Genomic DNA, 25893 nt, shown 5'->3' with positions numbered 1-25893 from the left:
CACGGGTTTTTCATGGCATCCATGGTCTTTTGCGCGCAGCCGGTTCCAACCGTCGGGGAGTTACCATGCGCCGCCACCTCATCGCCCTGGCCGTCGCGCTGTGCGCGTCGTTCGCCACGCTTTCGTCTTACGGCTGCACCCGCACGCTCTACGTCGGGCAGGACAACACCGTGATCACCGGTCGCAACATGGACTGGTCCGAAGACATGGGTTCCAACCTGTGGATCTTCCCCGCCGGCATCCAGCGCGACGGCAATGCGGGTCCGAATTCGCCGAAGTGGACTTCGCGGTACGGCAGTGTCATCACGGCCGGCTACGACATCGGCAGCGTCGATGGCATGAATGAGAAAGGCCTGGTGATGAATGCGCTGTACCTGGCCGAGACCGACTTCGGCAAGCCGAGCGCCAAGCGCCCGCACCTCTCGATCAGCTTGTGGGGCCAATACATCCTCGACAATTTCGCCAGTGTGGACGACGCCGTGAAGGTGCTGGCGAAAGAACCGTTCCAGATCATCGCCCCGCCCCTGCCGAACGGCAAACCGCTCACCATCCACATGTCGATCTCCGATGCCACTGGTGACTCGGCCATCTTCGAGTACATCGAAGGCAAGCTGGTGATCCATCACGGGCGCCAGTACAAAGTAATGACCAATTCGCCGATCTACGACAAGCAGCTGGCCTTGTACGAATACTGGGAAGGCATCGGCGGATTGAAATTCCTGCCGGGCACCAACCGCGCGGCGGACCGGTTTGCGCGCGCATCGTTTCTGCTCGATGCGGTGCCCAAGAAACCCGATCCGAATTACATCAAGGGCGTGCCGAACCAGGACTACCAGTTTCAGGCCGTGGCCGAAGTGTTGAGCGTGCAACGCGCGGTGAGCGTGCCACTTGGCATCTCCACGCCGGACCAGCCCAATTTGTCGTCAACCATCTGGCACACCGTCGCCGACCAGAAGAACCTCACCTATTACTTCGATTCGGCCACCACGCCCAACACGTTCTGGGTGGATCTGCACAAGCTCGATCTGAAACCTGGCGCACCGGTGAAAAAGCTCACCGTGGCGAATGGGCGCGTGTATGCGGGTGAGGTGTCGGCGCAGTTTGTGGAGACGCCGTCGTTCAAGTTCATGCCGGCACCGGCACCGTGAAAAGCCGCCACCTTGTGGGAGCGCACCCTGTGCGCGACAGCAACCTATCGGCATCCTCACTCGCCGATGGTCGCGAGGCGGATGACCAAGACTGAGGCAGTCGCGCACAGGGTGCGCTCCCACAACACAGCCTCACAGCGGCGCGGCAATCAATCGGGCGAATGCAGCGGATGCCGCTCTTTCCACGCCGCCAGCGCCTCGCGGTATTTGCCCATGGCTTCGTCGTAGAAATCGAAGATGCAGGGCACGCAGCCCTGGCCGCAGCAGTCTTCGTCGTCGGGGCGTTGCGGCGGGGTGGGTGGTGGATCGTCGGAGGGTGCGCCTGCACCCTCCGTCACCGTGGTGTTCTGTGCTTCAGTCAAACGATTATCCGGGCTTGCGGAAACGATAGACGAACTGGTCGGTATGACCACGTATCGCCTTGTCGAATACCTTGATGTTGTGTGGGTCTTTGGGATTGCGCAGCACGTCGCTTTCGCCGTCGAACACAAAGCCCACGGACTCGACCTGCTTCTTCACGATGGCCGGGTCGATGCGATGCAGCGTGTCGGTGTCGCGCATGCCCGAACCGCTTTCGGCCACGTGGTCGATCACCACGAACAGGCCGCCGGGCTTGAGCGAATCGAACACCTGCTTGTCGAAGGTCACCGGATCGACGCTGCCCATGAACTTGTCCGGGTAGTCGTGGTAGTTCTGCGACGTGAAGACAAGATCAACCTTGCCGGGCGTCTTGAACTGATTGGCCGGCACCATCAGCACGCCGACGTTGGCGTAGTGCGGATTGGCCACCAGCGCCTTGGAGGCCTGCACGTCCGACTGCGCCTCTTTGCCGTATTCGTTCGGCCACACGGCGAACACCTTGCCCTGGGGGCCCACGATGCCGCTGAACACGCGTGTGAAGTAGCCGCTGCCTGGGATCAGGTCCACCACCGACTGGCCCGGCTTGACCTCGGCAAAGGCCATCAGATCGGCGATCTTGCGGCGCTCATCGTTGACGGTATCGTCCTTGCGCGCGGGATCGTTGACCGCGGCGGTGACGTACGAGGGGACCTCGGCTGGCGCCGGCGGGGTCGCCAGCGCCGCGGTGACAGGGAAAGCAAGAGCTACCAGCACTGCAAGGACGGTCGGACGCATGACGAACTCCGTTTTCAGTTTGGGCATTGGGGGCGCTAGTTTGCGCCCCCTCAGCATAAACCGCAGCAGGAGTTTCGGCACGGTCCCCGGTCGCGTTATTTGCTGTTGGCCGGACCCGCCAGGGTGGTCAGCAGTACATGCCAGTAGGTCACATCGTCATAGAACGACTTCACCGGCACGCGCTCGTTGAGGCCATGCGCGAACGCGTCGCTGTTCTTCATGAACATGCCGTTCACGCCATAGGTCGGGATGCCCGCCGCTCGGAAGTAGATGCCGTCGGTGGCGCCCGACTCCTGCACCGGCGTGATCGCCACGCCCGGACGAATTGCATGCACCGCCTTGGTCACGGCCGCGACCACGTCAGGCCGCAGCGGCGAGGCATCGCTGGAAATCGCCTTGCCGATCAGGTTGACCTCCACCTTCGGACCCACCTGATCGGCCAGCGTCTTGCGCACCGTCTCGATGGATACGCCGGGGAAGATGCGGCAGTTGATATTGGCGGTCGCCGATTGCGGCAGGGCGTTGTCCGCATGACCGCCGCGCAGCATGGTGGCGACGCAGGTGGTGCGCGTCTTGCCCACTTCCGCCGGGTCGGCGGCCAGCACGCTCGCCGCGTTGGCGTCATGCGGATCCTTGGCGAAGTCGCGCATGGCCTGCCCCACTTTGCCTGGCGTGGTCGCACCGAGCGCCTTGAACGAGGCGATGGTGGTGTCGTTCCACATCACCGGGAACTGATAGCCCTGCACTTTCTTCAGCGCGTCCGCCAGCTCATAGATGGCATTGTCGGCGCGCGGCAGCGAACTGTGGCCGCCCGCATTGCGCGTGGTGAGTTCGAAATCCGCATAGGCTTTTTCAGCGGTCTGCAGGCCGAATACCAGCGGCTTGCCGTCTTCGCCCAGCTCGCCGCCACCGGCGTCGGTATTGAGCGCGAATTCCGCGTCAACCAGGTCGCGATGGTTCTTCACCAGGTCGTCCATGGTGTCCTGCGAGGTCTCCTCGTCGCCCGTGTAGACGATGATGAGGTCGCGGGTGGGCACGAAGCCGGCCTTCTTCAACTGGATGAAGTTGGCTGCGAGCACGGTGACGCCGCTCTTGATGTCTTCGGTGCCGCGTCCGTAGAAGTAGCCGTTCTCTTCGATCAGCTTGAACGGGTCGCGCTGCCAGTCTTCCGGCTTGGCGGTGACCACGTCCATGTGCGCCATCAGCGCGATCGGCTTGCCGCCGGTGCCGTTGCCGCGGTAGCGCACCACCATGGCCGCGGTCTCGCCGTGCGGGATGATATGGATGTCCGCATCGGGGAAACCGGCCGCGCGGAACTGGTCGGCGAGGTAGTTCGCCATCACCGGCACCTGCCCCTGCCCGATCTCCGTCTTGAACGCGATGAGGTGACTGAAGATGTCACGCGCCTGCGCCTGGTTGGCGTTCGGCGCGGCGGCCAGGGCGGGAAGCGCGACCGAACAGGTCAGCACGGTAGCGAGCAAGGGTTTGAACATGGGCAACTCACCGGCGTCGGAAGGAGCCGTGAGTATGTCGTGTTACGCCGCCGCACGGCATCCTGCGGCGCGCCATGACCCTGCAGGCTATGGCGCCTGGAAGCGCCAGGCGTCCAGGATCCGATAGTCGCCGCCACCGACGATGCTATGCAGCAGGGAAAAACCTTCCACGCGCCAGCGGATCGGCTCGATCGCCATCGGCTCCGGCAGTCGGCCCCGGCTATTGGCAAAGGTCACATGGGGCGTGAACTGGCGCGACAGGTGTCGCCCCAGGCCAGCCAGCGACAGTGTCTGCTGCAGGTCATTCCACAGTCGCTGCAGGCCGTCGGGTACCTGCGAGCAGCGCAGCACGCAGGGTGGTTCGCGGCCATGGAAAGCCGCTGCCGAATCCAGCACCAGCTCGAAAGGCCGCGCCTGCACCTTGGCAGCAGCCGCCATTGCTGCCTTGGCGATGTCCTCGCGCAACAGCGGGTGATCACCAAGAAAATGCAGGGTGGCGTGATAGCGCGAGGCGCGGATCATGCGCGCATGCAGGTGCTGCGCGGCAGCCACGCGCGAGGCAGCCGCCTCGATGCGTTGAGCCACGGCATCGTCCGGCATCAGGGCGAAGAACAGGCGGTGGACTTGCGGTGGCGTGTGGCCGCCCAGCAGATCAGGCTGGCGATCGGGGGAAGAAGAGCGGTTCATGCAGGTACGGCGTGGGGCAAGCAGCACACGATAGCGCACACGGCCGCCCTACTTGCAAAGCACCGGGCCAGCAGGAGTAATCTGGTCGCGCCGGTCCATCCCCAGGTCCGGCGTCCCACATCGATGCCACTCACGCTGTAAGGAGGAAGTATGGCTTTCTCTGCACGTGTTTCCGATGCACCGCTCGCCCAGATCAACGTGACGCCCTTGGTGGACGTGCTGCTGGTCTTGCTGGTGATCACCATGATCACCTCGCCCGTACTCACCCACAAACTGAAACTCGACCTGCCGCAGCCAGGTCGCACCGACCGCGCCGTGACGTCCGAAGCCGTGCGCTTGTCGATCCACGCGGATGGCTCGACGTACTGGAACGATGTCCCCGTGGATGCCGCCATGCTGTCATCGCAACTGACCATCGCCGCACATCAGGGTGAACCGCCGCGGCTGCAGCTGGATCCAGCCGATGGTGCGCCCTACCAGGCCGTGGCCAGCGTGATCTCCGCGGCCAAGCGCGCAGGCCTGCAGCAGATCGACTTCGTCGCCACCCGCTAGCGTCTACGCCGGCGAGGACGCTGCGGTGTCCTCGCCTCCGCTGTGACAACGCAAATGTCACGCGGCTGCGACAAAAGCAAACCGTTGCCAAAGTCGTATGAAAATGCGGCGCAGTATTGTGCTGGCGTGCACATGGCCAGACCTACGCTTCCTCTCGTGCGACACCACCGCCGCACGGCCGGAGGGAACGTTGATGAAACAGCACTCGTCCATCGCACTACATCACAAGCTCGCCGCTGCCGCGCTTGCCGTGGCCTGGCTGGCGCTGCCGTTGCCGGTGCTGGCGCAGCATCACCATGGCCCGCCACCGCACTATGAGCACCATGACTATCACGGTCATTACGACAACCACTACGACTATCACCACGACCATTACGACCATTACGACAACGGCGGTGCCGTAGTCGCTGGCGCCCTGCTCGGCGTCGCTGCGGGCGTGGCCATTTCCAACGCCAACACGCCGCAGCCGCCGCCGACGGTGGTTTACACCTCGCCGCCCCCTCCGCCGCCGCCGGGCGTCGTCTATTACAACGATGGCTACTAGCGCGCTGCCGCCCCTCACTGCATAGGGAATACCGACGATGAAAACCACTCTTCGCAGTTTGACCTTGCCGGCGCTGGTGTCCCTGGCGTTGGCGACCGCGCCGGCATGGGCGCAACAGTCCACGCCTGCCACCGCGCCTGCCGCGCAGAAATTGCCCACAGCCACGCCGCCGGGTGCGCAGGACCATGGCCAGAAACACGCTGACGCGGTCGAGCAGCGCATTGCCGACCTGCATGCCCAGCTGAAGATCACCGACCAGCAGGCCAAGCCATGGGATGCCTTCGCGCAGACCATGCGCGACAACGCACGCAAGGCCGATGAAGCGTTTCGCGAACGCGCGCAGAAGCTGCCGACCATGAGCGCCGCCGATGCGATGAAGTCCTATGCCGATCTCACCGAGACGCATGCGGACAATATGAAGAAGCTGTCCTCGGCCTTCAGCGATCTGTATAGCGCGCTCTCGCCCGAGCAGAAACAGATCGCCGATGCGATGTATCGCAATCCTCATGGCGGCCCGAAGGGCACTGGTCCGCACAAGGGCGGCAAGGCGAGCAAGAGCGCACCGGCTGGTGCCACTTCGACCGCGCACGGCTGATGCTGCTTTTCCATCCAACAAGCGCGGCACGATCACCGTCGTGTCGCGCTTTTTTAGCTCGCGCTGGGAGCTGGTTCCGCTGCGGCGTCCAGCATGACGCGTCGAACGCTATCCAATCGCCCCAACTGATCGCGGGCATCGTAGGTGACGTACTGAAGCTCGCTTGCGCTTAGTGATGGCGGTGGTGCTTGGACCTCTCCCAGTCGCTGACGAAGCTCTGCCGCGGATATGCAGCGCCGATACAAACCCAACGTGATGTGCGCGACATAAGGTGCCTGCCTGATCTCGCTGCTGCATGCACCCAAGACATTCCGCCACTGAGCCAGCCGCCCCATGGGATCGCCGACGGGAATGAAGGCGGCGCTGGCAAAGCTGTCCAGTCCTGCCAGCGGCATGCTGCAGGCCGGACCCGCGCCTGCCTTCAGCAACGCCACCTGCTGTTCCAGGCGTTCCAACGGAAAGTCGTCGTCCCGCCCTCCCTCGCCATGAAAGCCGCAGACGAACACGGTCAGGTGCGGCTGTCGACGCGGGCTGGGATGCAGCAAGTCGGCCAGATGGTCACGGGCGACCCTGATGTATTCGAGCAGCTCAGGATCAAGCACTGGAACGATCCAGACGCCGTATCGCTCGCGCCCGCAGTGCCACTCCGGGTACTCGCGCAAATCGGCAACCTGGGTCTGGGCAGGTCCTGCGGTGGCATCGGAAAACAACATGCGCCGATGCTAACGATTTCCGCGGGCCGGTGGTGGCCGGCCACCCTGCGAAGAGTCATGTCGCCCGCCGCCCCGTATGCGATTACAGTGGCACCGCCCGACGCCACGGAGAACAGCATGACTCGCTCGCGTCCTTCCCTGCTCGCTGCCATCCTCTGGGGTGGCCTGGTCGCCGGTACGCTGGATATCGGCGCCGCCTCGCTCATCAGTGGCTACAGCCCCGTGGTGATCCTCAAATACATCGCCGCCGGCCTGCTCGGCAAAGGTGCTCTCGCGGGCGGTCCGACCGAGGCGGCATTGGGCATGCTGTTGCAGTGGGCCATGTCCTTGATCATCGCCGCCGTGTTCGTGTTGCTGGTGGGTCGACGCGTGGCCGCTACACGGCAGTGGCCTGTTTGGGGCGTGGCCTACGGCGTGGTGATCTTCGCGGTGATGAATTACGTGGTCGTGCCCTTGTCGGCCTTGCACAAGGTGCCGCACTTCAGCGTCTTCAGCTTCGTGGCCAACCTGGCGGCCATGCTGCTGTTCGGCTGGATCATCGCCTTGTTCGCCCGACGCGAATTGGCGGCCTGACTAAGCGACACGCCTGTAGGAGCGCACTTGTGCGCGACCGCAGCGTCACATCTTCCAGCGGCACCGGCAGCGTGTGGTCGCGCACAAGTGCGCTCCTACAGAGGTGGGGATGGCACACTAGTACCACCCTACGCCCGATTCAAAAGATGCCCGACGCAACCGACACGTACGCATGGTGCCTCTATCTGATCGAATGCCGCGACGGCAGCTACTACGCTGGCATCACCAACGATCTTGAGGCGCGCTACCAGGCGCATGTAAGCGGCAAGGGCGCGCGCTATACGCGTTCGCACCCTCCCCTGCGCCTGATCGGTTCGCGTGCCTATGAAAATCGAGCGGCGGCGTCGCGTGCGGAATGGGAAATCAAGCAGCTGCCCAAGCACAAGAAGATTGGCTATCTGGATGCCGCAGCTGCCGCTCCATCCTTGTAGGAGCGCACCCTGTGCGCGACCGCCACCCAGAGGGTGGCCGCATTGCCGGGTGGTCGCGCACAGGGTGCGCTCCTACATGGGGAGGGTTACGACTTCTTCAGCATCGCGGTGATCTTGTCCAGCTGTTGGCGATAGCCATCCAGCGTCTTGGCCGTGGTCTGGGCATACTGGTTGGCCTCCTCCCAGCGACGCCCCTCGATCGCCTCGCGCACGCCCGGCACCGTCTTCACGCCATAGCCGGTCAGCATGCCCGGCGCGTAGATCATGTGGCGGAACCAGGGACGCGCCGGCAAACCGGCCGCGCTGGTCAGCGACTGCTCCATCTGTCCCATCAGCGCATTGACCTGCTGCTGTTGGGCAGCGGGCAGGTTGAAGCCAGCCGCTTCGCGTTGGCTGTAGGCGGCTTCAAATGCCTGCGCGCTCTTTCGCAGTTTGCGCGCCGCATCGTCCAGCGGTGCGAGCTTGATCTCGGGCACATCGCTGTCGCGCTCGGGCGCCAGCAGCGGGCGGGTGGGATCGGATACCAGTGCGTAGGCGTGCTTGTCGAGCAGTTGATGTTGCTGCTCGGTGTCCTTGCGCATATCGGCGACCAGTTGGTGCAACTGTTCGACATAGCGATTGAGCGTGTCGCTGAAGTCGTCGAAGCGCATCGGCAACACGGTGGCGTCGGCGGTGCGCAGCACGATATGACCGGCGACCTTGGACAGCGCCACGCCGTACTGGAAATCCGGATCGCCGAAGCGCACGTAGTGATCGAAGGAGTCGTACGCCGAGTGATAGACGCCCTCGTTGTCCTCTTCGCCGCTGAAGCCCAGGTCGAGCGAGGCGATGCCCAGGTGTTCGAGGAAGGCGCTGTAGTCGGAACCCGAGCCGAGCGCACTGATCGGCAAGTCGCCGCCGGCCGCGGCGAGCTTGGCGGCTTCCTTGGCTTCGGGCTTGGCGTCCTTGGCGGCGCCACTGACCATCATGTGCGCGCGCATGCGCTCGAGCACGCTGCCCTTGGTCTCCGGATCGCTCACCCCTGCAGCGACCTCGTTGACCAGATGCTGGTAGGAATGGCTGCCGCCGGCATCGAGAAAGCCGCGACTGTTGGTATCGGAGTTGAGGTACAGCACGGCCTTCTGCTGCAACTCCTCGGCATGCGTTTCCGCCCATTCGGTGGAACCGAGCAGGCCGGCTTCTTCACCATCCCAGCTCGCATAGACCAGGGTGCGCTGCGGGCGCCAGCCCTGCTTGTACAGCGCGCCGATGGCCTTGGCTTCGGCCAGCAGGGCGACATTGCCTGCCAGCGGATCCCAGGCGCCGAACACCCAGCCATCGTGATGATTGCCGCGCACGATCCAGCGATCGGGTTCGGTGGAACCCTTGAGCGTCGCGATGACGTCGTACACGGGCTTCTGGCCCCAATCGGACTGCACCGTCAAATGCACCGGCGCCGTACTCGGCCCCATGTGATACGTGATCGGCAGCGAGCCGCGCCATCCGCCCGGCGCCACCGGGCCGCTCAGCGATTTGAGCAGCGGCGTGGCGTCGGCATAGGAAATCGGCAGCACCGGAATCTTGAGGATGGTCTTCGCTTCGCTCAGCGACAGACGCTTGGCACTGTCGGTCGATCCGATGCCGGGGGTGAGCGGATCGCCGGGATACTGCTGCATGTCGGCGACCGAGCCGCGCTGCACGCCATCTTCCGGACGCCAGCCGCCCTGCGGATAGGTGTCGCCTGCCGCATAGCCGTCTTCATGCGGATCGGAATAGATCAGGCAGCCCACGGCGCCGTGTTCCTGCGCCAGCTTGGGCTTGAGGCCGCGCCAGCCGGCGCCGTAGCGCGCGATGACGATCTTGCCGCGCACGTCGATGCCGCGACGGGCGAGGTCCTTGTAATCGTCGGGCATGCCGTAGTTCACATAGACCAGCGGCGCGCTCACATCGCCGTCGCCGCCGTACACGTTGTAAGGCGGCAGCACACCGTCCTTGATGCCGGAGGTGGCATCGCCCGCCACCGCCGGCTCGTGCAGCTTGGCGGTGTAAGGGTGCGGGCCCTTCAGTTCCAGCGCCACCTTCTTGGGCGTGGGATAGAGCACGTTGAAGGTTTCGATGTGGGCGTCCCAGCCCCACTCCTTGAACTTGGCCAGCATGAATTCCGCATTGGCCTTGTCGTGCGGCGAACCCACCTGATTAGGCGCCGAGGACATCTGCTTGAGCCACTCGCGCTGGTCGGCCGGATCGAGCAAGGCATCGAAGCGCTGCTCCAGACTCTTCTGGGCCGCGGCGCCTTGGCTGGTGAAGCCCAACAGGCCGGTGTCTGCGTGGCCAGGGCCATCGGCGGCCAGGGTGCTGCCCATGCAGGCCAGCAGGCAGGCCGTCAACAACGGCCGTAGCGTCAAACGGGTCATGCGTTTCTCTCCCCAGCGGTGGCACAGATAAGTACGCGGCGCTCTCTCGCCGCGACGAGGTTCGATGCTGTCATGGCACTTATACCTTGTGGCCGTGGACAACCCTCTAGGACAAAGGTCATGCCCCCTGCGGCGCGTCTTGCCACGAGTGGTCATGGGCAGGCGCCGGAAAGTGACTTGGCGCTCACCTCGCCGACCAGGCCGGATCCCCCCGGACCGCCAGGTCACTGAAGTTTGGCGAACTGGCGCCGATAAACCTCGTGTCACCCGGGCAACGGCGTGACCTCAACCTCCTCCCTTGGCGGGACACGTATGCTGCAGACCGCGCCCAACATCCCGTATCTCAAAGCCGCCTGGGCGGCCTTCGCCGGCATCAGCGGCGCCAACGCCAAGCAAAGCTACGAGGCGGCGGGCCTGAGCTTCACGCGCATCAACCATTCAACCCTGGTGCGCAAGAACGAGGTGCAGGTCTCCACCATGCCCATCCACTACACGCGGCACGAGCTGCGCGTGGGCTTCCTGGGCCGCATCGAGAATGAAGTGCGCAAGGCCGTCGCCGAGATGGAAGCCGTGTTCTACGGCGAGCTGCAGTTGCCCGAAGGCCACCACGTGGTGATCGAACTCGAAGAGTGCCTGCGCATGCTGCGCCGCCGCGGCAACCGCACGCTGTCGATCCTGATCGAACCCGATGGCTCGATGCCGCTGACTGCCTGCATGCGGGTGGAAATGCGCGTGTTTCTCGATGCACCGCGCGCCTGCCTGTTCGCCAACGGAGCTGATGCCACCACCCAGGGTTGGGTCGACCTTCTGGAAGATGCCCCCAAGCGCGCCCGCACACCGCGCGCCGACCGCTACGCCGAGCTGGCCCGCCTGATCAGCGCCACGCTCAACGAGGCCTTCGCGTCGTTTCCGCGCAGCCAGCTGGCCGCCTGAGCGTTTATTCCACGGGGATGTACAGATCCGTCTCGGAGCCCGGATCGTCCGGCGCGACGAACCGCTCGTCGTAGCGTTCGAATTCCACGCCGGCATGCGCCTTGAGGCCCAGCTTGGGCAGCAGGCGGGTGTGAATGGTCTGGAAACTTTCGCCGATGCGCGTAGCCACGCCGCGATGGGTGAACACCCCGTACTTCTGCGCCGGCACCTGGAACTTCACCATGCCTTCGGGCACGGCCGCGTCATCGGCCACCGGCAGGCCTGCCACGTAGCGCAGCATGCCGTCGGGCAGCGGCGCGCATACGCCGTAGGACACGCCAGGCTCCGTGCGCTGCCCCAGCTCGTGCTCCCGCGGCAGGAAGCGTTCCCACAAGGGCCCGATCCCGTTGGGGCTGCGGGCGATGTGTTCCAGCCCGACGACCGTGAAAGCAGGCAACGACACAATCCGGTGATCCATGGCGGCGACGTCCTGGCAGCAGCATTGAACGAGCCCCCAGCCTACGGCACTGGGCGACTGTGACAACAGGGTGAAAGTGGCCACTTGCATCACACGGCCGTTTTTGTCTCCGGCCTCCGGGTGATGTCGATCTGGCCCGGGCCCGTACGTCATGGAGATAGACGCAGCCTTCGCCGTCCCCGGCCAGGGATGCGTTGCGCCCGCCCTTCGCTGCCTGCCCGAGGTTATCCGCCATGACTGCCGTCCCTGCCCTGGTCCCCGTTGCCGAACTGGTCAAGCGCAACGGCGTGACCTTCGCCCGCGAAAGCGCGGCCTACCGCCATGCCCGCGATGCCTTGCTCGCTGAAGAAATCGAACTGCGCCGCCATATCGAGCGTGTGGCCGAGCAACGCCGCGCCCTGCCGCCCGGTCCGGACGTACAGGGCGACTACCAGTTCGTGGGCGAGCAAGGCCCGGTCGATTTCGCAGGACTGTTTGGCGACAAGCAGACCCTGGTGACCTACAGCTATATGTTCGGCCCGCAGCGCGAGCGCCCCTGCCCGATGTGCACTTCGCTGCTGGGCGCATGGAATGGCGAAGCGCGCGACATCCAGCAACGCGTGGCGCTGGCCGTGATCGCCCGCTCGCCGATCGAACGCCTGCTCGCCTTCAAGCAGGAACGCGGCTGGCGGGATCTGCCGCTGTACTCGGACGCCAACGGGCACTTCAGCCGCGACTACGGCGCCATCGCCGACGACGGCAGCGATATTCCCGCGTTCTGCGTATTCACCCGGCGCGACGGCCATATCCGCCTGTTCTGGGCCGGCGAAATGGGGGGCGAAACCGCCGACCCCGGCCAGGACCCGCGCGGTGCGCCCGACCTGATGCCGATCTGGACGATTCTCGACTGCGTGCCCGAAGGACGCGGCGGCAACTGGTATCCCAAGCTCGATTACGGCAGCTGATGATGCCGTCACGGGCCGCTGCGCCGGCGGCCCGTGACGTGGCTTTATTGGCCGGGCGTCTTCAGGCAATTGACCATCCAGGCTTTGCCGTAGCGATCGGTGAGCATGCCGAAGCGATGGGCCCAGAAGGTTTCACCGATGGGCATGCCTACTTCACCGCCTTCGGACAAGGCCTGGAACACGCGCTCGGCTTCGGCTGGATCGTCGACGCTGATATTGACGCAACCCGTCGAGCGCGTGGTGTGCGGCGGACCGTCCGCACCCATCAGGATGCTGTGAGGTGTTTCCAACTGCGAATGCATCACGCGGCCGTGCGTTTCCGGTGGCATTTGCGCGGCCATCGGCGACTCGCCGTAGGTCATGCGCATGGTGATCTTGCCGTTGAAGGCCTTGGCGTAGAAATCGAATGCCTCGCGCGCCTGGCCATCGAAATCGAGATAGGGAATGAACTGCATGTGGCTGCTCCTGCTGCGTGGGGACGGTGAGCCTGGTCAGGCCATCGCCACCGATGATGGCGATAGCCCTGGACCATCCATGGAACCGCGCCCGGGATCGGACACGTGTTCCCAAGCATGACGAACGAGCGTCTCAGGAATCGACACGCATCGATGCGAGCGATCACCTCTCCCGTTCCACCCACTGCGCACGCCACGCCGGCGCATCGAACGGATCGGCAAAGTACTGGACCTCATGCGCCACTTTGCCGTCGCGGAACTCCATGATGCTCACGGTGAAAGCGCGCTTGCCCTGATAGTTGATCTCGTACTCGCTCACCCACAGATTGCCCGCGCCCACGATGCGCCGCACCTTGAATCCCGATGGCTTGCCGGGATGATGGCCACGCAGTGCCTGCAGGTTGCGCCGACCGTGGATCACTTCGCCCGATTGCGGGTACTCACACACGGCGTCGTCGTGATAAATGGCGTGCTCGGCGTCGAGATCGCCTGCGGCCGATGCGGACCAGTGTTGATCGATCGCCGTCCGAATGCTTTGCGTTTCCATCATCGGCCTCCCGCGATGGCATGTGTGCCACACCGGCACCAAGTCGCGCCGTGACGCCTGAGTGAAGAGTGCACGCGACGCGCGTCTCTTCAAACAGCGGGCAGCGTGCACTCGCGTGGCCTGCCATTCAAGTGCTGCCAACGCGACGGCACCGGCAGCGGAGTAAGCTCCGTCGAATCAAAATTCCGGTGGGTACGATGAGCCAGATCGGAAAGCCTCCCTGCGACGACGGCATCATCCTCAACGGTGCGCCGGCACGGCCTTGTTCGGCGCCATCGCGGCACTGGACGCTGGTGGCCGCGATCGTCGGCTCCAGCCTCGCCTTCATCGACGGCACCGTGGTCAATGTTGCGCTCCCGGCTATCCAGCGGGACCTGGGCGCGACGACGGCCGATGCGCAATGGGTGATGGAGTCCTATGCGCTGTTTCTCGCCGCGTTGCTGCTGGTGGGCGGCGTGCTGGGCGATCGCTTCGGGCGCAAGCGCATCTTCATGCTTGGCACGGCGCTGTTTACGCTGGCCTCGGTGGCCTGTTCGCTGTCGAACGCGGTCGCTCCGTTGATCGCCGCGCGCGCTGTGCAGGGCATCGGCGCGGCCCTGCTGGTGCCTGGCAGCCTGGCCTTGATCAGCGCGAGCTTTCCGCAATCCGAACGCGGCGCCGCCATCGGCACGTGGTCGGCTTTCAGTGGCATCACGGCGGCGATCGGGCCAGTGATCGGCGGCTTTCTGGTCGATCACTATTCCTGGATATGGGCCTTCCTGGTCAATGCGCCGCTGGGCGTCATCCTGTTGGCGATCTGCGCAACGAAAGTGCCGGAGAGCAAGGGCGGCCTGGAGGTGGGTCCCATCGATGTGCGCGGCGCCAGCCTGGTGACGATCGGCCTGGCCGGCCTGGTGTTCGCCTTTATCGAGGCACCGATGCGCGGATGGACGGCGGCGCCGATCTGGATGTCGCTGGTGGTTGGCATCCTCGCGCTGCTGCTGTTCAAGCGCGTGGAGGCAGCGTCGGCATCGCCCATGCTGCCGATGGCGCTATTCCGCGAGCGTGATTTTGCCGGCGCCAACCTGCTCACGCTGCTGCTGTATGCCTCCTTGGGCGGCAGCCTGTTCTTTCTGCCACTGAACCTGATCCAGGTGCAGGGCTACAGCGCTACGGTGGCGGGCGCGGCCTTGCTGCCGTTTATCGCGATCATGTTCCTGTTGTCGCGCTGGGCGGGGACCTTGGTGGACCGCTTTGGCTCCAAGCTTCCACTGGTGACGGGACCTTGCGTGGCTGCCGTGGGTTTCGCCATGTTTGCGCTGCCTTCCGTCCAGGGCGACTACTGGACGAGTTTCTTCCCGGCCGTCTGCGTGCTCGGGCTGGGCATGAGCATCACGGTGGCGCCCTTGACCACGACGGTGATGAACGCCGTGGGCAAGGATCGCGCGGGCACCGCATCGGGTATCAACAATGCGGTGTCGCGTACTGCCGCCCTGCTAGCGGTAGCGCTGTTCGGCTTCGTGCTGACGCTGGTTTTCAATGCGACGCTCAACGACGAACTGGCCAGTCTGCACGCGCCGGCGGAACTGGTTGACGCCGTCGTGGCGCAACGCCAGAAACTCGCCGGCATCGTGCTGCCCAACGGCTATCCGCCAGCGACCACGGCGGCGCTCAAGCACGCCGTGGACGTGTCCTTTGTCGCCGGCTTCCGCTGGGTGATGCTGATTTCTGCGGGACTGGCCTTGCTTAGCGCGATCAGCGCCTGGATGTTGATCGAAGGCAAGGCAGCGGTGCCTAAAGCGGCCAATCCGGCGGCGTAAGCCTCAAGGTTATCGAACGGCGTGCTCAGTCATGCACGCGCCGCCACACCACCTCGCCATGGGCACCTTCGGCGGCGCCGCTGGATGGCTTGGCCACGGTATAGGTCAGCTCGTCGCCGTTGATGGTGTATTTCGAGTCGCCGCTCCGGCCGTCCCAGTTCGGGAATGAGGCATGCGCGATCACGCTGTGCATCGCGTTGGCATCACCGCTCACGTGGCCGTAGTGGGCGTTGCTGTCCATCGATGCGGCGCGGTACTCGTCCGCCGTGCCCTTGGATTTGTCGTTCGCCGCGAACGGCATGCGTTTGGCCCGCACGATCTGCATCATGTAGTCGCCCTGTGCATTGATCAGCCACATGCCCTCCGGATGCGGCCCGTACAGTTCCACCCGATGGCCATCCGGGTAGACGTTGTCGCAACGTACCAGCGTCCAGGCGCCGACCAGTTGCTTGGGCACGGCCATCGTGTCCGCGTGCTGCGGCATGGCCTCCTGGGCGGCAGCCGCGAACGGCGAGGCGATCGCCAGGGCGAGGCAGGCGATCAGCAGGGGGCGTTTGGCGTGTGACATGGCGGCACCTGGGGTATGGGGGTGACCCGGATCGTCCCCCGTCCGCCTGATTTTGATAATGGGTCCGTATCTTTATTGACCTTCAAAGGACATTTGAAGATGATCGATCCTGTCCCTGCAGCAGGACTGGATCGGATGAACCGCCTGAGCGACATGCAACTGCTGGTCGACGCGGCCGACCTCCATAGCCTGTCCGCCGCCGGCCGCCGGGCGGGGCTTTCTCCCGCCGCCGCCTCCGCCTGTGTCCAACGCGTCGAGGCGATGCTGGGAGCGCGGCTGTTCGAGCGCACCACGCGGCAATTGCGCCTCACCGATGAGGGGCGCATCTACATCGCCTCCTGCCGCATGGCCATCGAGACCATGCAGGACGCCGAACGCGCGGTGCGCAGCGGCACTGACCGCGTCAGCGGGACGCTGCGCATATCGGCGCCGTCCGATCTGGGGCGCAACCTGCTGGTGGACATGCTCGATCGCTTCATGCGCCTGCACCCGGACGTGCGCATCGTGCTGACCCTGTCCGATTCGCTGTCGCGCTTCGTGCCGGACGATATCGACGTGGCCATCCGCGTCGGCGCGCTGGAAAACAGCGACATGGTGGCCCGCCATCTGGCCGACAGCTGGCGCGTGGTATGCGCTGCCCCGGCCTGCATCGAACGCCATGGCATGCCTGCCCACCCGGACGACCTGGCCGAGCTGCCAACCCTGGTGCTCACCACCAAGGCCGGTCCGCGCCATGAGTGGCGTCTTGGCGAACACCTCGTCCGCGTGCGCCGATACCACGAATGCACGGATAGCGAAGTGATCCGGCGCTGGGCCGTGCTCGGCCATGGCTTCGCCTATCGGCAACTATGGGCGGTGACCGCCGATGTGCGCGCGGGCCGCCTGCAGCTCGTGCATGCGCCGGCATGGTCTGCGCCGGCGCCCATCCATGCGATCTATCATCCCAACGTGTTTCAACCGCCACGGGTGCGGCGCATGGTCGAATTTCTGCACGCCGAAATGGCCGAACATCTTCCTGCCAACGCGAAAGAAGCGATGGCGTTTGCTTCGGATGGGCGCCATCGCCCGACCAGGCGCTAGCCTCCAGACCACAACGACAAGGAGCGAAGGGTGACTTCCATCGTGACGCAACCGGTTACCGCGCGGCTCACGCATGCCGCCATCTTTCTCGTGGTGATGCTGCAGCCGGACGCACGCAGCGGCGACGCCGTGCGGGCGCTGTGCGGCGATATGGCTTCGCTGCTGCGCGCCATCGGCTTTCGCAAGCCGGATCGACGTCTGTCCTGCGTGATGGGTTTCGGCTCCGACGCCTGGGACCGGCTGTTCGGCCAGCCGCGGCCGGCAAGCCTTCATCCCTTCCAGGAGATCAAGGGCGTGCACCATGCGGTGTCCACGCCGGGCGACATGCTTTTTCATATCCGCGCCACCCATATGGATCTGTGCTTCGAATTGGCCACGCAGATCCTGTGCCGCATCGGCGAGGTGGCGACCGTCGTGGACGAAGTGCACGGCTTCAAGTATTTCGACGAGCGCGATCTGCTGGGCTTCGTCGACGGCACGGAAAACCCGGTCGACCAGGGCGCGATCGACGCCACCATCATCGGCGACGAAGACCCCGCCTTCACCGGTGGCAGCTATGTGATCGTGCAGAAGTATCTGCATGACATGACGGCGTGGAACGCGCTGCCGGTCGAGCGGCAGGAGACCATCATCGGCCGCAGGAAGCTCTCGGACATCGAACTGGACGACACGGCCAAAGCACCCTACGCGCACAACGTGCTCACCAGCATCGAGGAGAACGGCGAGGCGCTGGAAATCGTGCGGGACAACATGCCCTTCGGCGAGGTCGGCAAGGGCGAGTTCGGCACCTATTTCATCGGCTATGCCCGCTCCCCTGCGCGCATCGAACGGATGCTGACCAATATGTTCGTGGGCCAGCCACCGGGCAACTACGATCGCCTGCTCGACTTCAGCAAGGCCGTGACCGGCTCGCTGTTCTTCGTGCCGTCGGCGACGTTTCTCGAGAATGCGCCAACGCCAGCCACTGCGGCGAGCGGCTAGCAGACGAGGTCAGACGCTGACCAGGCCGTCGCTTTCCGTATCGGTCATCACGCGATTGCGTCCCGTGCGCTTGGCGCGATAGAGCGCTGCATCCGCCTCTTTGCGCAGGCGTTGCAGCTCGTAGCCGCAGCTGTCGGTGGAGGCCAGGCCGATGCTGGCGGAGAAGGCCACCAGCCCGCCATCGCTGGACACCGGCGTCGCCTCGATCGCCGTGCGGATGCGGTCAGCAATCGCCATGCCCTGCTCCTGCGAGCAGTCGGGCAACAGGATGCCGAACTCTTCGCCGCCCAGACGGCCAAACAGATCGGTCGGCCGCAGCTGGCGCTTGCATAGCGCGACGGTGTGCTTGAGCACCACGTCACCGGTCGCGTGGCCGTGGGTGTCGTTGATCTGCTTGAAATGATCCAGGTCGATCGAGATCAGGCAGGCGCCACCATGACGCTTGTCCAGCACACGCAGCACACGCTCCGCTTCGCTGACGAAATGCTGGTGATTGAAGATGCCGGTAAGGCCGTCGTGATAGGAAAGCATCTTGAAGCGCAGCTGCGAGCGCTTGATGCGCAGCAGCCAGAACACGATGGACACCAGCACGACCAGCAGCAGGGTGATGTACAGCCGGCTGGTCTCGACCGCCTTGGTGTCCAGCGCCTGCTGCAGGCGCAGGATGCTGTTCTGCTTGCTCAGCCGTTCCGTTTCCAGCTTTTGCGCCAGCGTGTGCTGCTGCACGGCGGCATAGGCCAAGGTCCTTGCGCTGATGCCGTCGATGTAGCCCTTGTCCTGGGCCACGAAGCGCTCATAGTAGGAAAGCGTGGAGGCGATATTGCCGTGCTTGCGCTCGATGCGGTAAAGCACGCCATAGGCGTCCTTCAGGGCATCGCTAATTTCATCCGGGCCGCTGATGTTCAGCACGGTAAGCGCCGCTTTGCGCGCGCTGTTGTCGTCATTCAATTTTTCGGATGCGAGTGCCAGCTGTACCTGTGCGGCCCGTACATGGGCGTAATAGCGGTTGGCATTGATGCTGGGCAACATGCGATTGACCAGATCGAGCACCTTGGCGGACTGCCCTTCGCTGAGGTAGAGATCGCCCTTGACCAGCCTCAAGGTGTTGGCAAACACCGGTTGCCCGGCGGCAAGACAGGTGTCTATCCCCTGCTGCAGGGTCGGGCTGGACGAGGTGAGCTGTTTGCTCTCGTAAAGCGCGCCAATCTCCAGGGCTAGCGGATTGCACAAGCTTTCGCCCGGGGGCAGCGTCTCCTCCATCAGGCTCGCATACTTGAAGCCCAGGTCGCTCTGCTTTGCGGCCGTCATCAGCTGCGACAAGTTGGCGAGCACGGTGAAACGGGCCAGCTTGTCGGTGATATCGGGCAACTCGGAGACCAGCTGATTGGCCAGCGTAAAGGCCTCTTCGTAGTGGTTGTTCAGACCCAGGTTGTGCATGAGCAAGGCAGAGGCCTTGGCTTTCAGAGTGATGTCGCCGGAGTGTTCCATCACGTCGCGCAACATCATGTTGGCCTTGCCAGCGTCGCCCTCGAAAGCCGTCTGCCAGGCCTCCAGATAACGCAGATACCACTGCTGCCCCGCGGACATCTGCGGAGCCTCATTGCGCATCTGCGCCAGCATGAGGACAAATCGCGGGTGGTCGGTCGTGCGCACCCGCTCGGTCTGCTCCAGGAATGCCCCCGGATCGGCAATCGTCGTCGAGGCATGCGCCACCTCGATCAATGCGCAAAAGGCCAGGCCCGCTAAAGCGAGCCATGGCCAACTTCTGCGCCGCCGGTGCAGCATCCCGGTCGCCTAGCCTTTGGGCGAGGGGACGCTTTGCGGTTTGGGGATGCCCTGCTGGTCTTCCTCGTCATCGTCCTTGCGCTCGGGCTCGTCGCCCTCGGGAAAGGTTTGCGAGGCCTGGTTCACGAACATGTCGCGGTGCCCGAACTCCTGGCTCAGCCAGGCGCTGTCGCCGGATGCCACGGCGGCCATGAGCGCTTCGGACGCGTCCGCCGCCTCAAGCGTGCTATTCAATGCGTCGGCCGAGGCGTGACGCAGCGTAGCGTCCTGGCCAATGGCCTCCAGCCAATCCATCGTGTCTGTCATACGTTTCCCCCGGTTTTGTTCCGATGATGGTCTTGCAACTTCCCGTCGGATTCTGCGTCCCACGGCACGCAGCACCCGCCAGCACCCTGTCATCGCACCCCGCGCCCTTCCCGCGTGGCATGCGACTACTCTATCCCGTCAGGCCGGCATGCCGGCCTTTTCCAATTCGTCCAGCGCAGCCAGGCGTGCCTGGATGGCCAGGTTCGGCTTCAGTTTTTCCGCGGGCGGCAGCACCACGGTTTCCTCGGCCGGTAATTCGATATGCGGCAGCTCACGCAAGGCGACGCGCCGTATGCCCGGCTGCTGGATCGGCAAGGTCGCTGCGCGATAGATGATCACTTCATGGTCCAGCGGATAGTGCTCGCTGAGCAGTTCCACCAGCACCTGGCGATAGGCCGAACCGGTCTGGAAGCGCGCCAGCGAACGATCTCCCACCAGGCCCACCTGCCACAGCACCAGGTAGCAGGTCGGATCGATGCGGCGCTCGAACAGCAGCAGCTGGCTGGCTTCGTAATGCTGGCAACCGTACCGGCCCGGGTCGATGCCCAGATCGGCGTACAGGCAGTCCTCGGCGGAAATGCCCGGCTCCATATGGGCCGCGTAGCCTTCGGCGCGCGCCGCTTCGATGGCCTTGTGCGGCGACCACGCAAAGATGCCGGGATGCCCGTAGAACACGCCGCAGACACGCTTGCCGGCACGCACTTCGGCCATCATCAGGTCGACCCACTGGCGGTAGGTGGTCAGGCGCGACTTGCCTTCCTGGTAGTAGGACTGAAGGCTGCGCACGTCCGGATGCATGCGCTGCAGCCACATTTCCACGATGCCGTCGGAAAGTCCCGCGAACACCACGTCCGCCTGCGCGATATGACTGCGCGCCAGGGGTGTCAGGTGCGAGCCCAGGGTCATGCCCAGGCCTACGCAGGCCAGGCTGCCACGTTGTCCTTCCATAGGGGGCTGAGTCGCAGGATTTGTCATCGCGTGATAGTAGGGCAATTCTGTGACGCTGCGCACGCCAAGAGACATATGACAAACAGAAAAGGCTCACACCGGCGTCGGTCGTCGAGCCTCACCCCAGCGACGTCCCGGCCCTCGCCGGACGCTACAGCAAAACGGCTCCCCATGGCCGTTCGCGCGTAGCCAGCCGACAGCTGTTCGCAAGGAAAGCTGTCGCGTCTTCGTCGTCGACGGCACCCTTGCTACTGCCTTCGCCAGATGGCCGAGGCCGCAGCCACGGCCGCTCCGATGCCGCAGGCCGTACGGTAGCCGGCCAGTATGACAGCGCCATGGAGGCCGCTGCACCGAGGCGAATGGGGCGCTTTGCCATCGGCGCACTGGCACGGAAGCAGGCGCTTGAGCGGTCACGAAATCGTCGCTTGCAGTCCCGCCGGGCACCCGGCAAGCTTCAGCGTTTCCCCAAACCGGAAGTGTCATGTCCTCACAAGAAAACATCCTCCAGATCATGCCCGCCACGGGTTGGGTTGCCGTGTTTGACGAAGACGGCGACGAGAGCGCCGAGGCGCTGGTGTGCTTTGCGCTGGTGGAGTCGGTGCGCAACGGCAGCACCCGGCGTGATGTTCGCCCGATGCTGGCCAACGGCAAGCAGGTGAGCTTTGCCGACGCGGCGCCGAATTTCCTGCGCGTCGAAGAACTCGAAACCTTCGAGGACGAAGGCGAGGAAGAAGAAGACGAGGAAGACGGCGAGGAGTAATCCCCTCCCGCCCTTCCAGGAACGGCCGGCACTCGCCGGCCGTTTTTGTTTCAGGCGGCGACGTCGATCACCACCTTGCCGCGCGCTTCGCGTCGCTCGATCAGTGCGTGGGCGTCGGCGACCGCGTCCAAGTTGAAGTGCCGCGCATCGACGAACGGCGCGATCTGCCCCGCCTCCGCCAGTCGCGTGATCTCGCGCAGGATCTCGCCGTGATGTTCGCGCCCTTCGCCGGTCAGCAGCGGCAACAGGGTGAACACGCCCGAGTACGTACCGGGGCGGAACGACAGCGGCGCCAGCGCATGCGTGCCCCAACCGAGCGCGCTCACCACATGGCCAAAGCGTTTGACGGCGCGGAACGAGGCATCCAGACCCTCGCCGCCCACGGTGTCGTAGACCAGATCGAAGCCGCGACCCTGCGCATGCTCGGCCACATAGTCTTCCACCGGCGTGCCGCGCTCGATGGCGGTCGCGCCCCAGGCACGGATCTGCGCAGCTTTCGACGCCGAGTCGACCGCGGCCACGCTGGCACCGAATGCGCGCGCCAACTGGATGACCGCGTGGCCCACGCCGCCGGCGCCCTGCACCAGCACACGCTGCCCGGCCTTCAGCTGGGCGCGATCCACCAGACCCTCCCATGCGGTGATGAAGGCCAACGGCAGCGACGCCGCCTCGCGCATGCTGAAGTGGGATGGCTTGGGTGCCAGCAGACGCGCATCCACCGCGGCGTACTCCGCGAGCGAACCCTGCACGCCGCCGACACCGCCCGTCATGCCGTACACCTCATCGCCGGCGCGAAACGCGCTGACGCCAGGCCCGACACTCTCCACCACGCCCGCCATGTCGATACCCAGGATGGCTGGCAGCGGGTGCCGCGCATGTTCGGCCTTGCCGGTGCGGATCTTCAGATCCAGCGGATTGACCGCGCTGGCGAGGATGCGCACCAGCACCTGCCCCTCGCCGGGGCTGGGCCGCGCGATGGCGGTGCGGCGGAAGGTATCGCCGTACTGCTCCAGCACGGCGGCTTGCATTGACGGATTCGCGTTCATGGCCAAGGCCTCGTAGTTCGGATGAAACCAAGCTACGCCAGTCCAAATTGCATGAAAACCAAATAAATCGCATGCTGCTCATGCAAATCTGCATGACTTCCACAACGAGTGGGGAGCACCACGATGGAATGGAGCGATCTGCGCATTTTCCTCGCCATCGCCCGCGAAGGCACCCTGGGCGCGGCGGCGCGAACGCTGGGACAAACCCAGCCCACCATGGGCCGGCGCCTGCGCGCCCTGGAAGCGGCGATCGGCCAGACCCTGTTCCAGCGCACCCGCGATGGTTTCGTGCTTACCGAAGAAGGTTCGCTGGTATGCCAGCACGCCGAGCGCATGGAACAGGAAGTGCTCGGCTTCCAGCGCGAACTGGCCGGGCAGCAGCAGGAACTCGATGGCCTGCTGCGCATCACCTCGTCAGACTGGTTCGGCGCGCAGGTGCTGGCCCCCGTGCTCGCCGAGTTCGCGCAGCAACATCCGCGCGTCACGGTGGAACTGCTCACCGACACCCGCCTGCTCAGCCTGGCCCGCCGCGAAGCGGACCTCGCCTTTCGCATCCGGCCGTTCGACGAGCCCGACGTGGTCTCGCGAAAACTGTTGCGCATGCACTACGGCGTCTACCAGCGCAAGGGTGCGCGCAAACCGAAAGTCGGCGATGGCAGGGGCGCGTCCTTGATCACCATGGACCAGGCATTCGGCGAGATGCCCGACGTCAGCTGGCTGCGCGCACAATTTCCCAACGCCAGCGTCACCTTCCGCAGCAACGCGCGCGACGTGCACGCGCGCCTGTGCGCCAGCGGCGCCGGCGTGGCCGTGTTGCCGCGACCGCTGGGCGACGCCACGCCAGGCATCGAACGCCTGTCGATGAAGGAGGAGCCGCCCACGCGCGACACCTGGATCGGCTACCACCGCGATCTGCGTCGGCTCGCGCGTCTGCGCGCCCTGCTCGATCTGGTGATCGATCGATTGGCCAGCGACTAGGCGCCTCGCGCCTTACGGCGAGTCGACGTGAACCTCGGCGGCATCGGCGGCGCCCGCCCCCGATACGACGACGATGGCCGGTTTCGCCGGCACGATCGACGCGATCGCAGGCAGCAGCGCAGGCGCGTCGTGGTCGGCGCTGGCGCTTTCCTGCGAGAGCGACGTGGCCTCGGCCTGTCGGTTCATCACGATGATGCTGATGCGCCGGTTGATCGGATCGCCCGGGTTCACGCGATCGAACGGCACCGAGGCAGCCAGTCCGACCACTCGCGCAATCTTGTCCTCGGTGAGTCCGCCGGAGAGCAAGGCGCGTCGCGCCGCGTTGGCGCGATCGGCGGAGAGCTCCCAGTTGCTGTACTGATGATCGCTGCTGTACGGCGCGTCATCAGTGTGGCCGGAGAGACTGATGCGATTGGGCACACGATTGATGAAGCCGGCCAGCTCCTGCAGGATCGTGGTGGTGTACGGCCGCAGTTGCGCGCTGCCCAGGTCGAACATCGGGCGGTTCTGCTTGTCCACGATCTGCACGCGCAGGCCTTCGGGCGTGATGTCGAGCAGCAGCTGATCCTTGAACGGCGCCAGCGCCTGGCTCTTCTCGATCGCCGCCTGCAGCTGCTGCATCAACTCTTCCAGCCGCGCGCGTTCCTGCCTGCGCGCTTCCTTTTCGATTTCCTTGGGATCGGTGCTGGCGGCCGCCGCGCCCTGGCGATCCTTGCCGGGCCCATGCGGCAGATCCAGCGCACCACCGGCCTTGATCATGCTGGTGCTGGCGCCGCCCGGACCCATCTGGCCCGGCGGCGCCATGGTGGCCGTGCCCTGCATCATGCTGGGGTTCTTGAAGTATTCGGAGATGGCCGCGCGCTGCTCGCGCGTACCCGCGCCGATCAGCCACATGACCAGGAAGAACGCCATCATCGCGGTGACAAAATCCGCATAGGCAACTTTCCAGGCACCGCCATGATGGCCGTGCCCGTGCCGCTTCTTGCGGCGTATGACGATCAGCGGTGCTTCGCCCTGCTCGCTCACGTGGCCGCCTTGGCGCGCGGCGACTTGAGGTGATCCTCCAGATCCTGGAAGCGCGGGCGGGTGTTGGTCGACAGCGACTTGCGCGCAAACTCCACCGCCACCTTCGGGTTGTAGCCGCGCAGATTGGCCAGCAGCGCGATCTTCACGCACTCGAACGCGCGGCCATCCTCCTGCACCCGGTTTTCCATTGCCGCGCCCAACGGGCCGATGAAGCCGTAGCACAGCAGGATGCCGAGGAAGGTGCCGACCAGCGCACCGGCGATATGCATGCCGATGCGCGAGGTGTCGCCATCGAGCTGGCCCATGGTGGTGACAATGCCGAGCACCGCCGCCACGATGCCAAAGCCCGGCAGCGCATCGGCCAGCTTGGTCACCGCCAGCGCGGGCGCCACCGCTTCGTGATGATGGGTTTCCAGCTCCACTTCCAGCAACTGTTCCAGCTCATGCGGATTCATGCTGCCGCCCACCATCAGGCGCAGGCAGTCGGTGGTGAACTCGATCAGATGATGCTCGCGCTGCAGGCGCGGATAGGCGGAGAACAGCGAGCTGGCCTGCGGGTCCTCGATATGCTCCTCCACGCCAAGCAGGCCCTCCTTGCGGATCAGGCTGAACAGCTCATAGAGCATCGACAGCAGATCGACATAATCCTGCTTGTTGTACTTGGGCCCCTTCAGCAATCCGCCGATATCACGCAAGGCCGCCTTGACCACCTTGGACGGATTGGCCGAAAGAAACGCACCCAGCGCGCCGCCACCGATGATCAACAGCTCATACGGCTGCCATAGAGCAAGGATCTGGCCGTGCGACAGCACAAAGCCGCCAAGCACGCACACAAGCACCACCACTGCACCGACCAGTACCAACATGTTCGCTCCGGGATACGGAGCCCATCACTCCGCGCTCACGTCTTATCGGCGCGGTTACCCGGAAGTTTAGAAAACGCTTCCAACCACGTCGTCGCCTGGCGGCAGTCTTCACGCCGACTTCCGCTGCCGCGCCCACCATGACCGAGCGTGG

Annotated in this window: 29 protein-coding genes; 13 read left to right on the top strand and 16 right to left on the bottom strand. The window is 64.8% G+C overall.

The window, feature by feature from the left end; all coding sequences use genetic code 11:
- Positions 1–65 precede the first annotated feature (65 nt).
- A complete protein-coding gene (locus Y882_RS03870; protein ID WP_046970566.1) occupies positions 66–1148 on the top strand; it encodes a linear amide C-N hydrolase in 1083 nt (360 codons plus the stop codon).
- Positions 1149–1297: 149 nt separating this feature from the next.
- On the opposite strand, the gene Y882_RS03865 is transcribed toward Y882_RS03870, so the two are convergent.
- From Y882_RS03865 to thpR, 4 genes are all read right to left on the bottom strand, one after another.
- Positions 1298–1510, bottom strand: coding sequence for an oxidoreductase-like domain-containing protein (locus Y882_RS03865; protein WP_244466207.1), 213 nt, complete (start codon positions 1508–1510; stop codon positions 1298–1300).
- 4 nt (positions 1511–1514) lie between these two features.
- Positions 1515–2282: a class I SAM-dependent methyltransferase gene (locus Y882_RS03860; protein ID WP_046970565.1), complete on the bottom strand. Its 768-nt coding sequence runs from the start codon at positions 2280–2282 to the stop codon at positions 1515–1517.
- 95 nt (positions 2283–2377) lie between these two features.
- The gene (locus tag Y882_RS03855) at positions 2378–3775 is read right to left on the bottom strand and encodes a M20/M25/M40 family metallo-hydrolase (protein ID WP_046970564.1); all 1398 of its coding nucleotides are present in this window, start codon (positions 3773–3775) and stop codon (positions 2378–2380) included.
- A gap of 87 nt (positions 3776–3862) precedes the next feature.
- Complete coding sequence (gene thpR, locus Y882_RS03850) at positions 3863–4462, bottom strand: RNA 2',3'-cyclic phosphodiesterase (RefSeq protein WP_046970563.1); 600 nt, start codon at positions 4460–4462, stop codon at positions 3863–3865.
- Between the two features lie 150 nt (positions 4463–4612).
- On the opposite strand from thpR, the gene Y882_RS03845 reads away from it, so the two are divergent.
- The 3 genes from Y882_RS03845 (at position 4613) to Y882_RS03835 (ending at position 6153) form a co-directional block, all read left to right on the top strand.
- Positions 4613–5014, top strand: coding sequence for an ExbD/TolR family protein (locus Y882_RS03845; RefSeq protein WP_046970562.1), 402 nt, complete (start codon positions 4613–4615; stop codon positions 5012–5014).
- 193 nt (positions 5015–5207) lie between these two features.
- A complete protein-coding gene (locus tag Y882_RS03840) occupies positions 5208–5558 on the top strand; it encodes a hypothetical protein (protein WP_046970561.1) in 351 nt (116 codons plus the stop codon).
- Positions 5559–5595: 37 nt separating this feature from the next.
- Positions 5596–6153 carry a Spy/CpxP family protein refolding chaperone gene (locus tag Y882_RS03835; RefSeq protein ID WP_046970560.1) on the top strand — a complete coding sequence of 186 codons (558 nt, stop codon included), beginning with the start codon at positions 5596–5598 and terminating at the stop codon, positions 6151–6153.
- A gap of 53 nt (positions 6154–6206) precedes the next feature.
- On the opposite strand, the gene Y882_RS03830 is transcribed toward Y882_RS03835, so the two are convergent.
- On the bottom strand, positions 6207–6866 hold the full coding sequence (locus tag Y882_RS03830) for a 2'-5' RNA ligase family protein (RefSeq protein ID WP_052949665.1): 660 nt from the start codon (positions 6864–6866) through the stop codon (positions 6207–6209).
- Positions 6867–6983: 117 nt separating this feature from the next.
- Between Y882_RS03830 and Y882_RS03825 the strand changes: the two genes are divergently transcribed.
- Together Y882_RS03825 and Y882_RS03820 are read left to right on the top strand one after the other, a co-directional pair.
- Complete coding sequence (locus Y882_RS03825; protein ID WP_046970559.1) at positions 6984–7439, top strand: hypothetical protein; 456 nt, start codon at positions 6984–6986, stop codon at positions 7437–7439.
- 146 nt (positions 7440–7585) lie between these two features.
- The gene (locus tag Y882_RS03820) at positions 7586–7870 is read left to right on the top strand and encodes a GIY-YIG nuclease family protein (RefSeq protein ID WP_046970558.1); all 285 of its coding nucleotides are present in this window, start codon (positions 7586–7588) and stop codon (positions 7868–7870) included.
- Between the two features lie 86 nt (positions 7871–7956).
- Here Y882_RS03820 and Y882_RS03815 read toward each other — a convergent pair whose 3' ends face one another.
- Positions 7957–10263 (bottom strand): transferrin receptor-like dimerization domain-containing protein, encoded by a 2307-nt coding sequence (locus Y882_RS03815; RefSeq protein WP_046970557.1) that lies wholly within the window; start codon positions 10261–10263, stop codon positions 7957–7959.
- Positions 10264–10575: 312 nt separating this feature from the next.
- Between Y882_RS03815 and Y882_RS03810 the strand changes: the two genes are divergently transcribed.
- A complete protein-coding gene (locus Y882_RS03810) occupies positions 10576–11196 on the top strand; it encodes a hypothetical protein (RefSeq protein ID WP_046970556.1) in 621 nt (206 codons plus the stop codon).
- Between the two features lie 4 nt (positions 11197–11200).
- Here the strand turns inward: Y882_RS03810 and Y882_RS03805 are convergent, their stop codons facing one another.
- The gene (locus Y882_RS03805; RefSeq protein WP_046970555.1) at positions 11201–11653 is read right to left on the bottom strand and encodes a GyrI-like domain-containing protein; all 453 of its coding nucleotides are present in this window, start codon (positions 11651–11653) and stop codon (positions 11201–11203) included.
- Positions 11654–11886: 233 nt separating this feature from the next.
- Here Y882_RS03805 and Y882_RS03800 point away from each other — a divergent pair, with 233 nt between their 5' ends.
- The gene (locus Y882_RS03800) at positions 11887–12597 is read left to right on the top strand and encodes a DUF899 family protein (protein ID WP_046970554.1); all 711 of its coding nucleotides are present in this window, start codon (positions 11887–11889) and stop codon (positions 12595–12597) included.
- A 44-nt stretch (positions 12598–12641) separates the two neighbouring features.
- Here the strand turns inward: Y882_RS03800 and Y882_RS03795 are convergent, their stop codons facing one another.
- Both Y882_RS03795 and Y882_RS03790 read right to left on the bottom strand, forming a co-directional pair.
- A complete protein-coding gene (locus Y882_RS03795; RefSeq protein WP_046970553.1) occupies positions 12642–13052 on the bottom strand; it encodes a VOC family protein in 411 nt (136 codons plus the stop codon).
- A 163-nt stretch (positions 13053–13215) separates the two neighbouring features.
- A complete protein-coding gene (locus tag Y882_RS03790) occupies positions 13216–13602 on the bottom strand; it encodes a nuclear transport factor 2 family protein (protein WP_211259111.1) in 387 nt (128 codons plus the stop codon).
- Positions 13603–13796: 194 nt separating this feature from the next.
- On the opposite strand from Y882_RS03790, the gene Y882_RS03785 reads away from it, so the two are divergent.
- Positions 13797–15398, top strand: coding sequence for an MFS transporter (locus Y882_RS03785; RefSeq protein WP_046970552.1), 1602 nt, complete (start codon positions 13797–13799; stop codon positions 15396–15398).
- 25 nt (positions 15399–15423) lie between these two features.
- Here Y882_RS03785 and Y882_RS03780 read toward each other — a convergent pair whose 3' ends face one another.
- Complete coding sequence (locus Y882_RS03780; RefSeq protein WP_052949663.1) at positions 15424–15966, bottom strand: lipocalin-like domain-containing protein; 543 nt, start codon at positions 15964–15966, stop codon at positions 15424–15426.
- Positions 15967–16065: 99 nt separating this feature from the next.
- Here Y882_RS03780 and Y882_RS03775 point away from each other — a divergent pair, with 99 nt between their 5' ends.
- Both Y882_RS03775 and Y882_RS03770 read left to right on the top strand, forming a co-directional pair.
- Positions 16066–17046 (top strand): LysR family transcriptional regulator, encoded by a 981-nt coding sequence (locus Y882_RS03775; protein WP_211259110.1) that lies wholly within the window; start codon positions 16066–16068, stop codon positions 17044–17046.
- Between the two features lie 30 nt (positions 17047–17076).
- Positions 17077–18027 (top strand): Dyp-type peroxidase, encoded by a 951-nt coding sequence (locus Y882_RS03770; protein WP_046970551.1) that lies wholly within the window; start codon positions 17077–17079, stop codon positions 18025–18027.
- Positions 18028–18036: 9 nt separating this feature from the next.
- Here the strand turns inward: Y882_RS03770 and Y882_RS03765 are convergent, their stop codons facing one another.
- The 3 genes from Y882_RS03765 to Y882_RS03755 all read right to left on the bottom strand — a co-directional run bounded on the left by Y882_RS03765 (position 18037) and on the right by Y882_RS03755 (position 21066).
- A complete protein-coding gene (locus tag Y882_RS03765; protein WP_244466205.1) occupies positions 18037–19740 on the bottom strand; it encodes a tetratricopeptide repeat-containing diguanylate cyclase in 1704 nt (567 codons plus the stop codon).
- 81 nt (positions 19741–19821) lie between these two features.
- The gene (locus Y882_RS03760) at positions 19822–20118 is read right to left on the bottom strand and encodes a hypothetical protein (RefSeq protein WP_046970549.1); all 297 of its coding nucleotides are present in this window, start codon (positions 20116–20118) and stop codon (positions 19822–19824) included.
- 138 nt (positions 20119–20256) lie between these two features.
- Positions 20257–21066, bottom strand: coding sequence for an SAM-dependent methyltransferase (locus tag Y882_RS03755; RefSeq protein WP_046970548.1), 810 nt, complete (start codon positions 21064–21066; stop codon positions 20257–20259).
- Positions 21067–21547: 481 nt separating this feature from the next.
- Here Y882_RS03755 and Y882_RS03750 point away from each other — a divergent pair, with 481 nt between their 5' ends.
- The gene (locus tag Y882_RS03750) at positions 21548–21826 is read left to right on the top strand and encodes a hypothetical protein (protein WP_046970547.1); all 279 of its coding nucleotides are present in this window, start codon (positions 21548–21550) and stop codon (positions 21824–21826) included.
- A gap of 50 nt (positions 21827–21876) precedes the next feature.
- Here the strand turns inward: Y882_RS03750 and Y882_RS03745 are convergent, their stop codons facing one another.
- On the bottom strand, positions 21877–22872 hold the full coding sequence (locus tag Y882_RS03745; protein WP_046970546.1) for a zinc-dependent alcohol dehydrogenase family protein: 996 nt from the start codon (positions 22870–22872) through the stop codon (positions 21877–21879).
- Between the two features lie 123 nt (positions 22873–22995).
- On the opposite strand from Y882_RS03745, the gene Y882_RS03740 reads away from it, so the two are divergent.
- Positions 22996–23850, top strand: coding sequence for a LysR family transcriptional regulator (locus tag Y882_RS03740; protein ID WP_046970545.1), 855 nt, complete (start codon positions 22996–22998; stop codon positions 23848–23850).
- A gap of 12 nt (positions 23851–23862) precedes the next feature.
- On the opposite strand, the gene motB is transcribed toward Y882_RS03740, so the two are convergent.
- A complete protein-coding gene (gene motB / locus Y882_RS03735; RefSeq protein WP_046970544.1) occupies positions 23863–24876 on the bottom strand; it encodes a flagellar motor protein MotB in 1014 nt (337 codons plus the stop codon).
- Positions 24873–25742: a flagellar motor stator protein MotA gene (gene motA / locus Y882_RS03730; protein ID WP_046970543.1), complete on the bottom strand. Its 870-nt coding sequence runs from the start codon at positions 25740–25742 to the stop codon at positions 24873–24875. Before motA ends, motB begins: the two co-directional genes overlap by 4 nt.
- Positions 25743–25893 lie beyond the last annotated feature (151 nt).

The sequence above is a fragment of the Dyella japonica DSM 16301 genome, from assembly GCF_001010355.1.
Lineage (GTDB): Bacteria > Pseudomonadota > Gammaproteobacteria > Xanthomonadales > Rhodanobacteraceae > Dyella > Dyella japonica.
This window is presented reverse-complemented; position numbering and strand designations above follow the sequence as displayed.

Bases quoted from the DNA above. Each gene is read 5' to 3' on its own strand.
- Y882_RS03780 (WP_052949663.1), bottom strand. From the start codon at position 15,966: ATGTCACACGCCAAACGCCCCCTGCTGATCGCCTGCCTCGCCCTGGCG.
- Y882_RS03855 (WP_046970564.1), bottom strand. From the start codon at position 3,775: ATGTTCAAACCCTTGCTCGCTACCGTGCTGACCTGTTCGGTCGCGCTT.
- Y882_RS03760 (WP_046970549.1), bottom strand. From the start codon at position 20,118: ATGACAGACACGATGGATTGGCTGGAGGCCATTGGCCAGGACGCTACG.
- Y882_RS03860 (WP_046970565.1), bottom strand. From the start codon at position 2,282: ATGCGTCCGACCGTCCTTGCAGTGCTGGTAGCTCTTGCTTTCCCTGTC.
- Y882_RS03740 (WP_046970545.1), top strand. From the start codon at position 22,996: ATGGAATGGAGCGATCTGCGCATTTTCCTCGCCATCGCCCGCGAAGGC.
- Y882_RS03830 (WP_052949665.1), bottom strand. From the start codon at position 6,866: ATGTTGTTTTCCGATGCCACCGCAGGACCTGCCCAGACCCAGGTTGCC.
- Y882_RS03755 (WP_046970548.1), bottom strand. From the start codon at position 21,066: ATGGAAGGACAACGTGGCAGCCTGGCCTGCGTAGGCCTGGGCATGACC.
- Y882_RS03815 (WP_046970557.1), bottom strand. From the start codon at position 10,263: ATGACCCGTTTGACGCTACGGCCGTTGTTGACGGCCTGCCTGCTGGCC.
- Y882_RS03835 (WP_046970560.1), top strand. From the start codon at position 5,596: ATGAAAACCACTCTTCGCAGTTTGACCTTGCCGGCGCTGGTGTCCCTG.
- Y882_RS03810 (WP_046970556.1), top strand. From the start codon at position 10,576: ATGCTGCAGACCGCGCCCAACATCCCGTATCTCAAAGCCGCCTGGGCG.
- Y882_RS03820 (WP_046970558.1), top strand. From the start codon at position 7,586: ATGCCCGACGCAACCGACACGTACGCATGGTGCCTCTATCTGATCGAA.
- Y882_RS03785 (WP_046970552.1), top strand. From the start codon at position 13,797: ATGAGCCAGATCGGAAAGCCTCCCTGCGACGACGGCATCATCCTCAAC.
- Y882_RS03790 (WP_211259111.1), bottom strand. From the start codon at position 13,602: ATGATGGAAACGCAAAGCATTCGGACGGCGATCGATCAACACTGGTCC.
- Y882_RS03795 (WP_046970553.1), bottom strand. From the start codon at position 13,052: ATGCAGTTCATTCCCTATCTCGATTTCGATGGCCAGGCGCGCGAGGCA.
- Y882_RS03775 (WP_211259110.1), top strand. From the start codon at position 16,066: ATGATCGATCCTGTCCCTGCAGCAGGACTGGATCGGATGAACCGCCTG.
- Y882_RS03840 (WP_046970561.1), top strand. From the start codon at position 5,208: ATGAAACAGCACTCGTCCATCGCACTACATCACAAGCTCGCCGCTGCC.
- thpR (WP_046970563.1), bottom strand. From the start codon at position 4,462: ATGAACCGCTCTTCTTCCCCCGATCGCCAGCCTGATCTGCTGGGCGGC.
- Y882_RS03825 (WP_046970559.1), top strand. From the start codon at position 6,984: ATGACTCGCTCGCGTCCTTCCCTGCTCGCTGCCATCCTCTGGGGTGGC.
- Y882_RS03745 (WP_046970546.1), bottom strand. From the start codon at position 22,872: ATGAACGCGAATCCGTCAATGCAAGCCGCCGTGCTGGAGCAGTACGGC.
- motA (WP_046970543.1), bottom strand. From the start codon at position 25,742: ATGTTGGTACTGGTCGGTGCAGTGGTGGTGCTTGTGTGCGTGCTTGGC.
- Y882_RS03805 (WP_046970555.1), bottom strand. From the start codon at position 11,653: ATGGATCACCGGATTGTGTCGTTGCCTGCTTTCACGGTCGTCGGGCTG.
- Y882_RS03870 (WP_046970566.1), top strand. From the start codon at position 66: ATGCGCCGCCACCTCATCGCCCTGGCCGTCGCGCTGTGCGCGTCGTTC.
- Y882_RS03800 (WP_046970554.1), top strand. From the start codon at position 11,887: ATGACTGCCGTCCCTGCCCTGGTCCCCGTTGCCGAACTGGTCAAGCGC.
- Y882_RS03750 (WP_046970547.1), top strand. From the start codon at position 21,548: ATGTCCTCACAAGAAAACATCCTCCAGATCATGCCCGCCACGGGTTGG.
- Y882_RS03845 (WP_046970562.1), top strand. From the start codon at position 4,613: ATGGCTTTCTCTGCACGTGTTTCCGATGCACCGCTCGCCCAGATCAAC.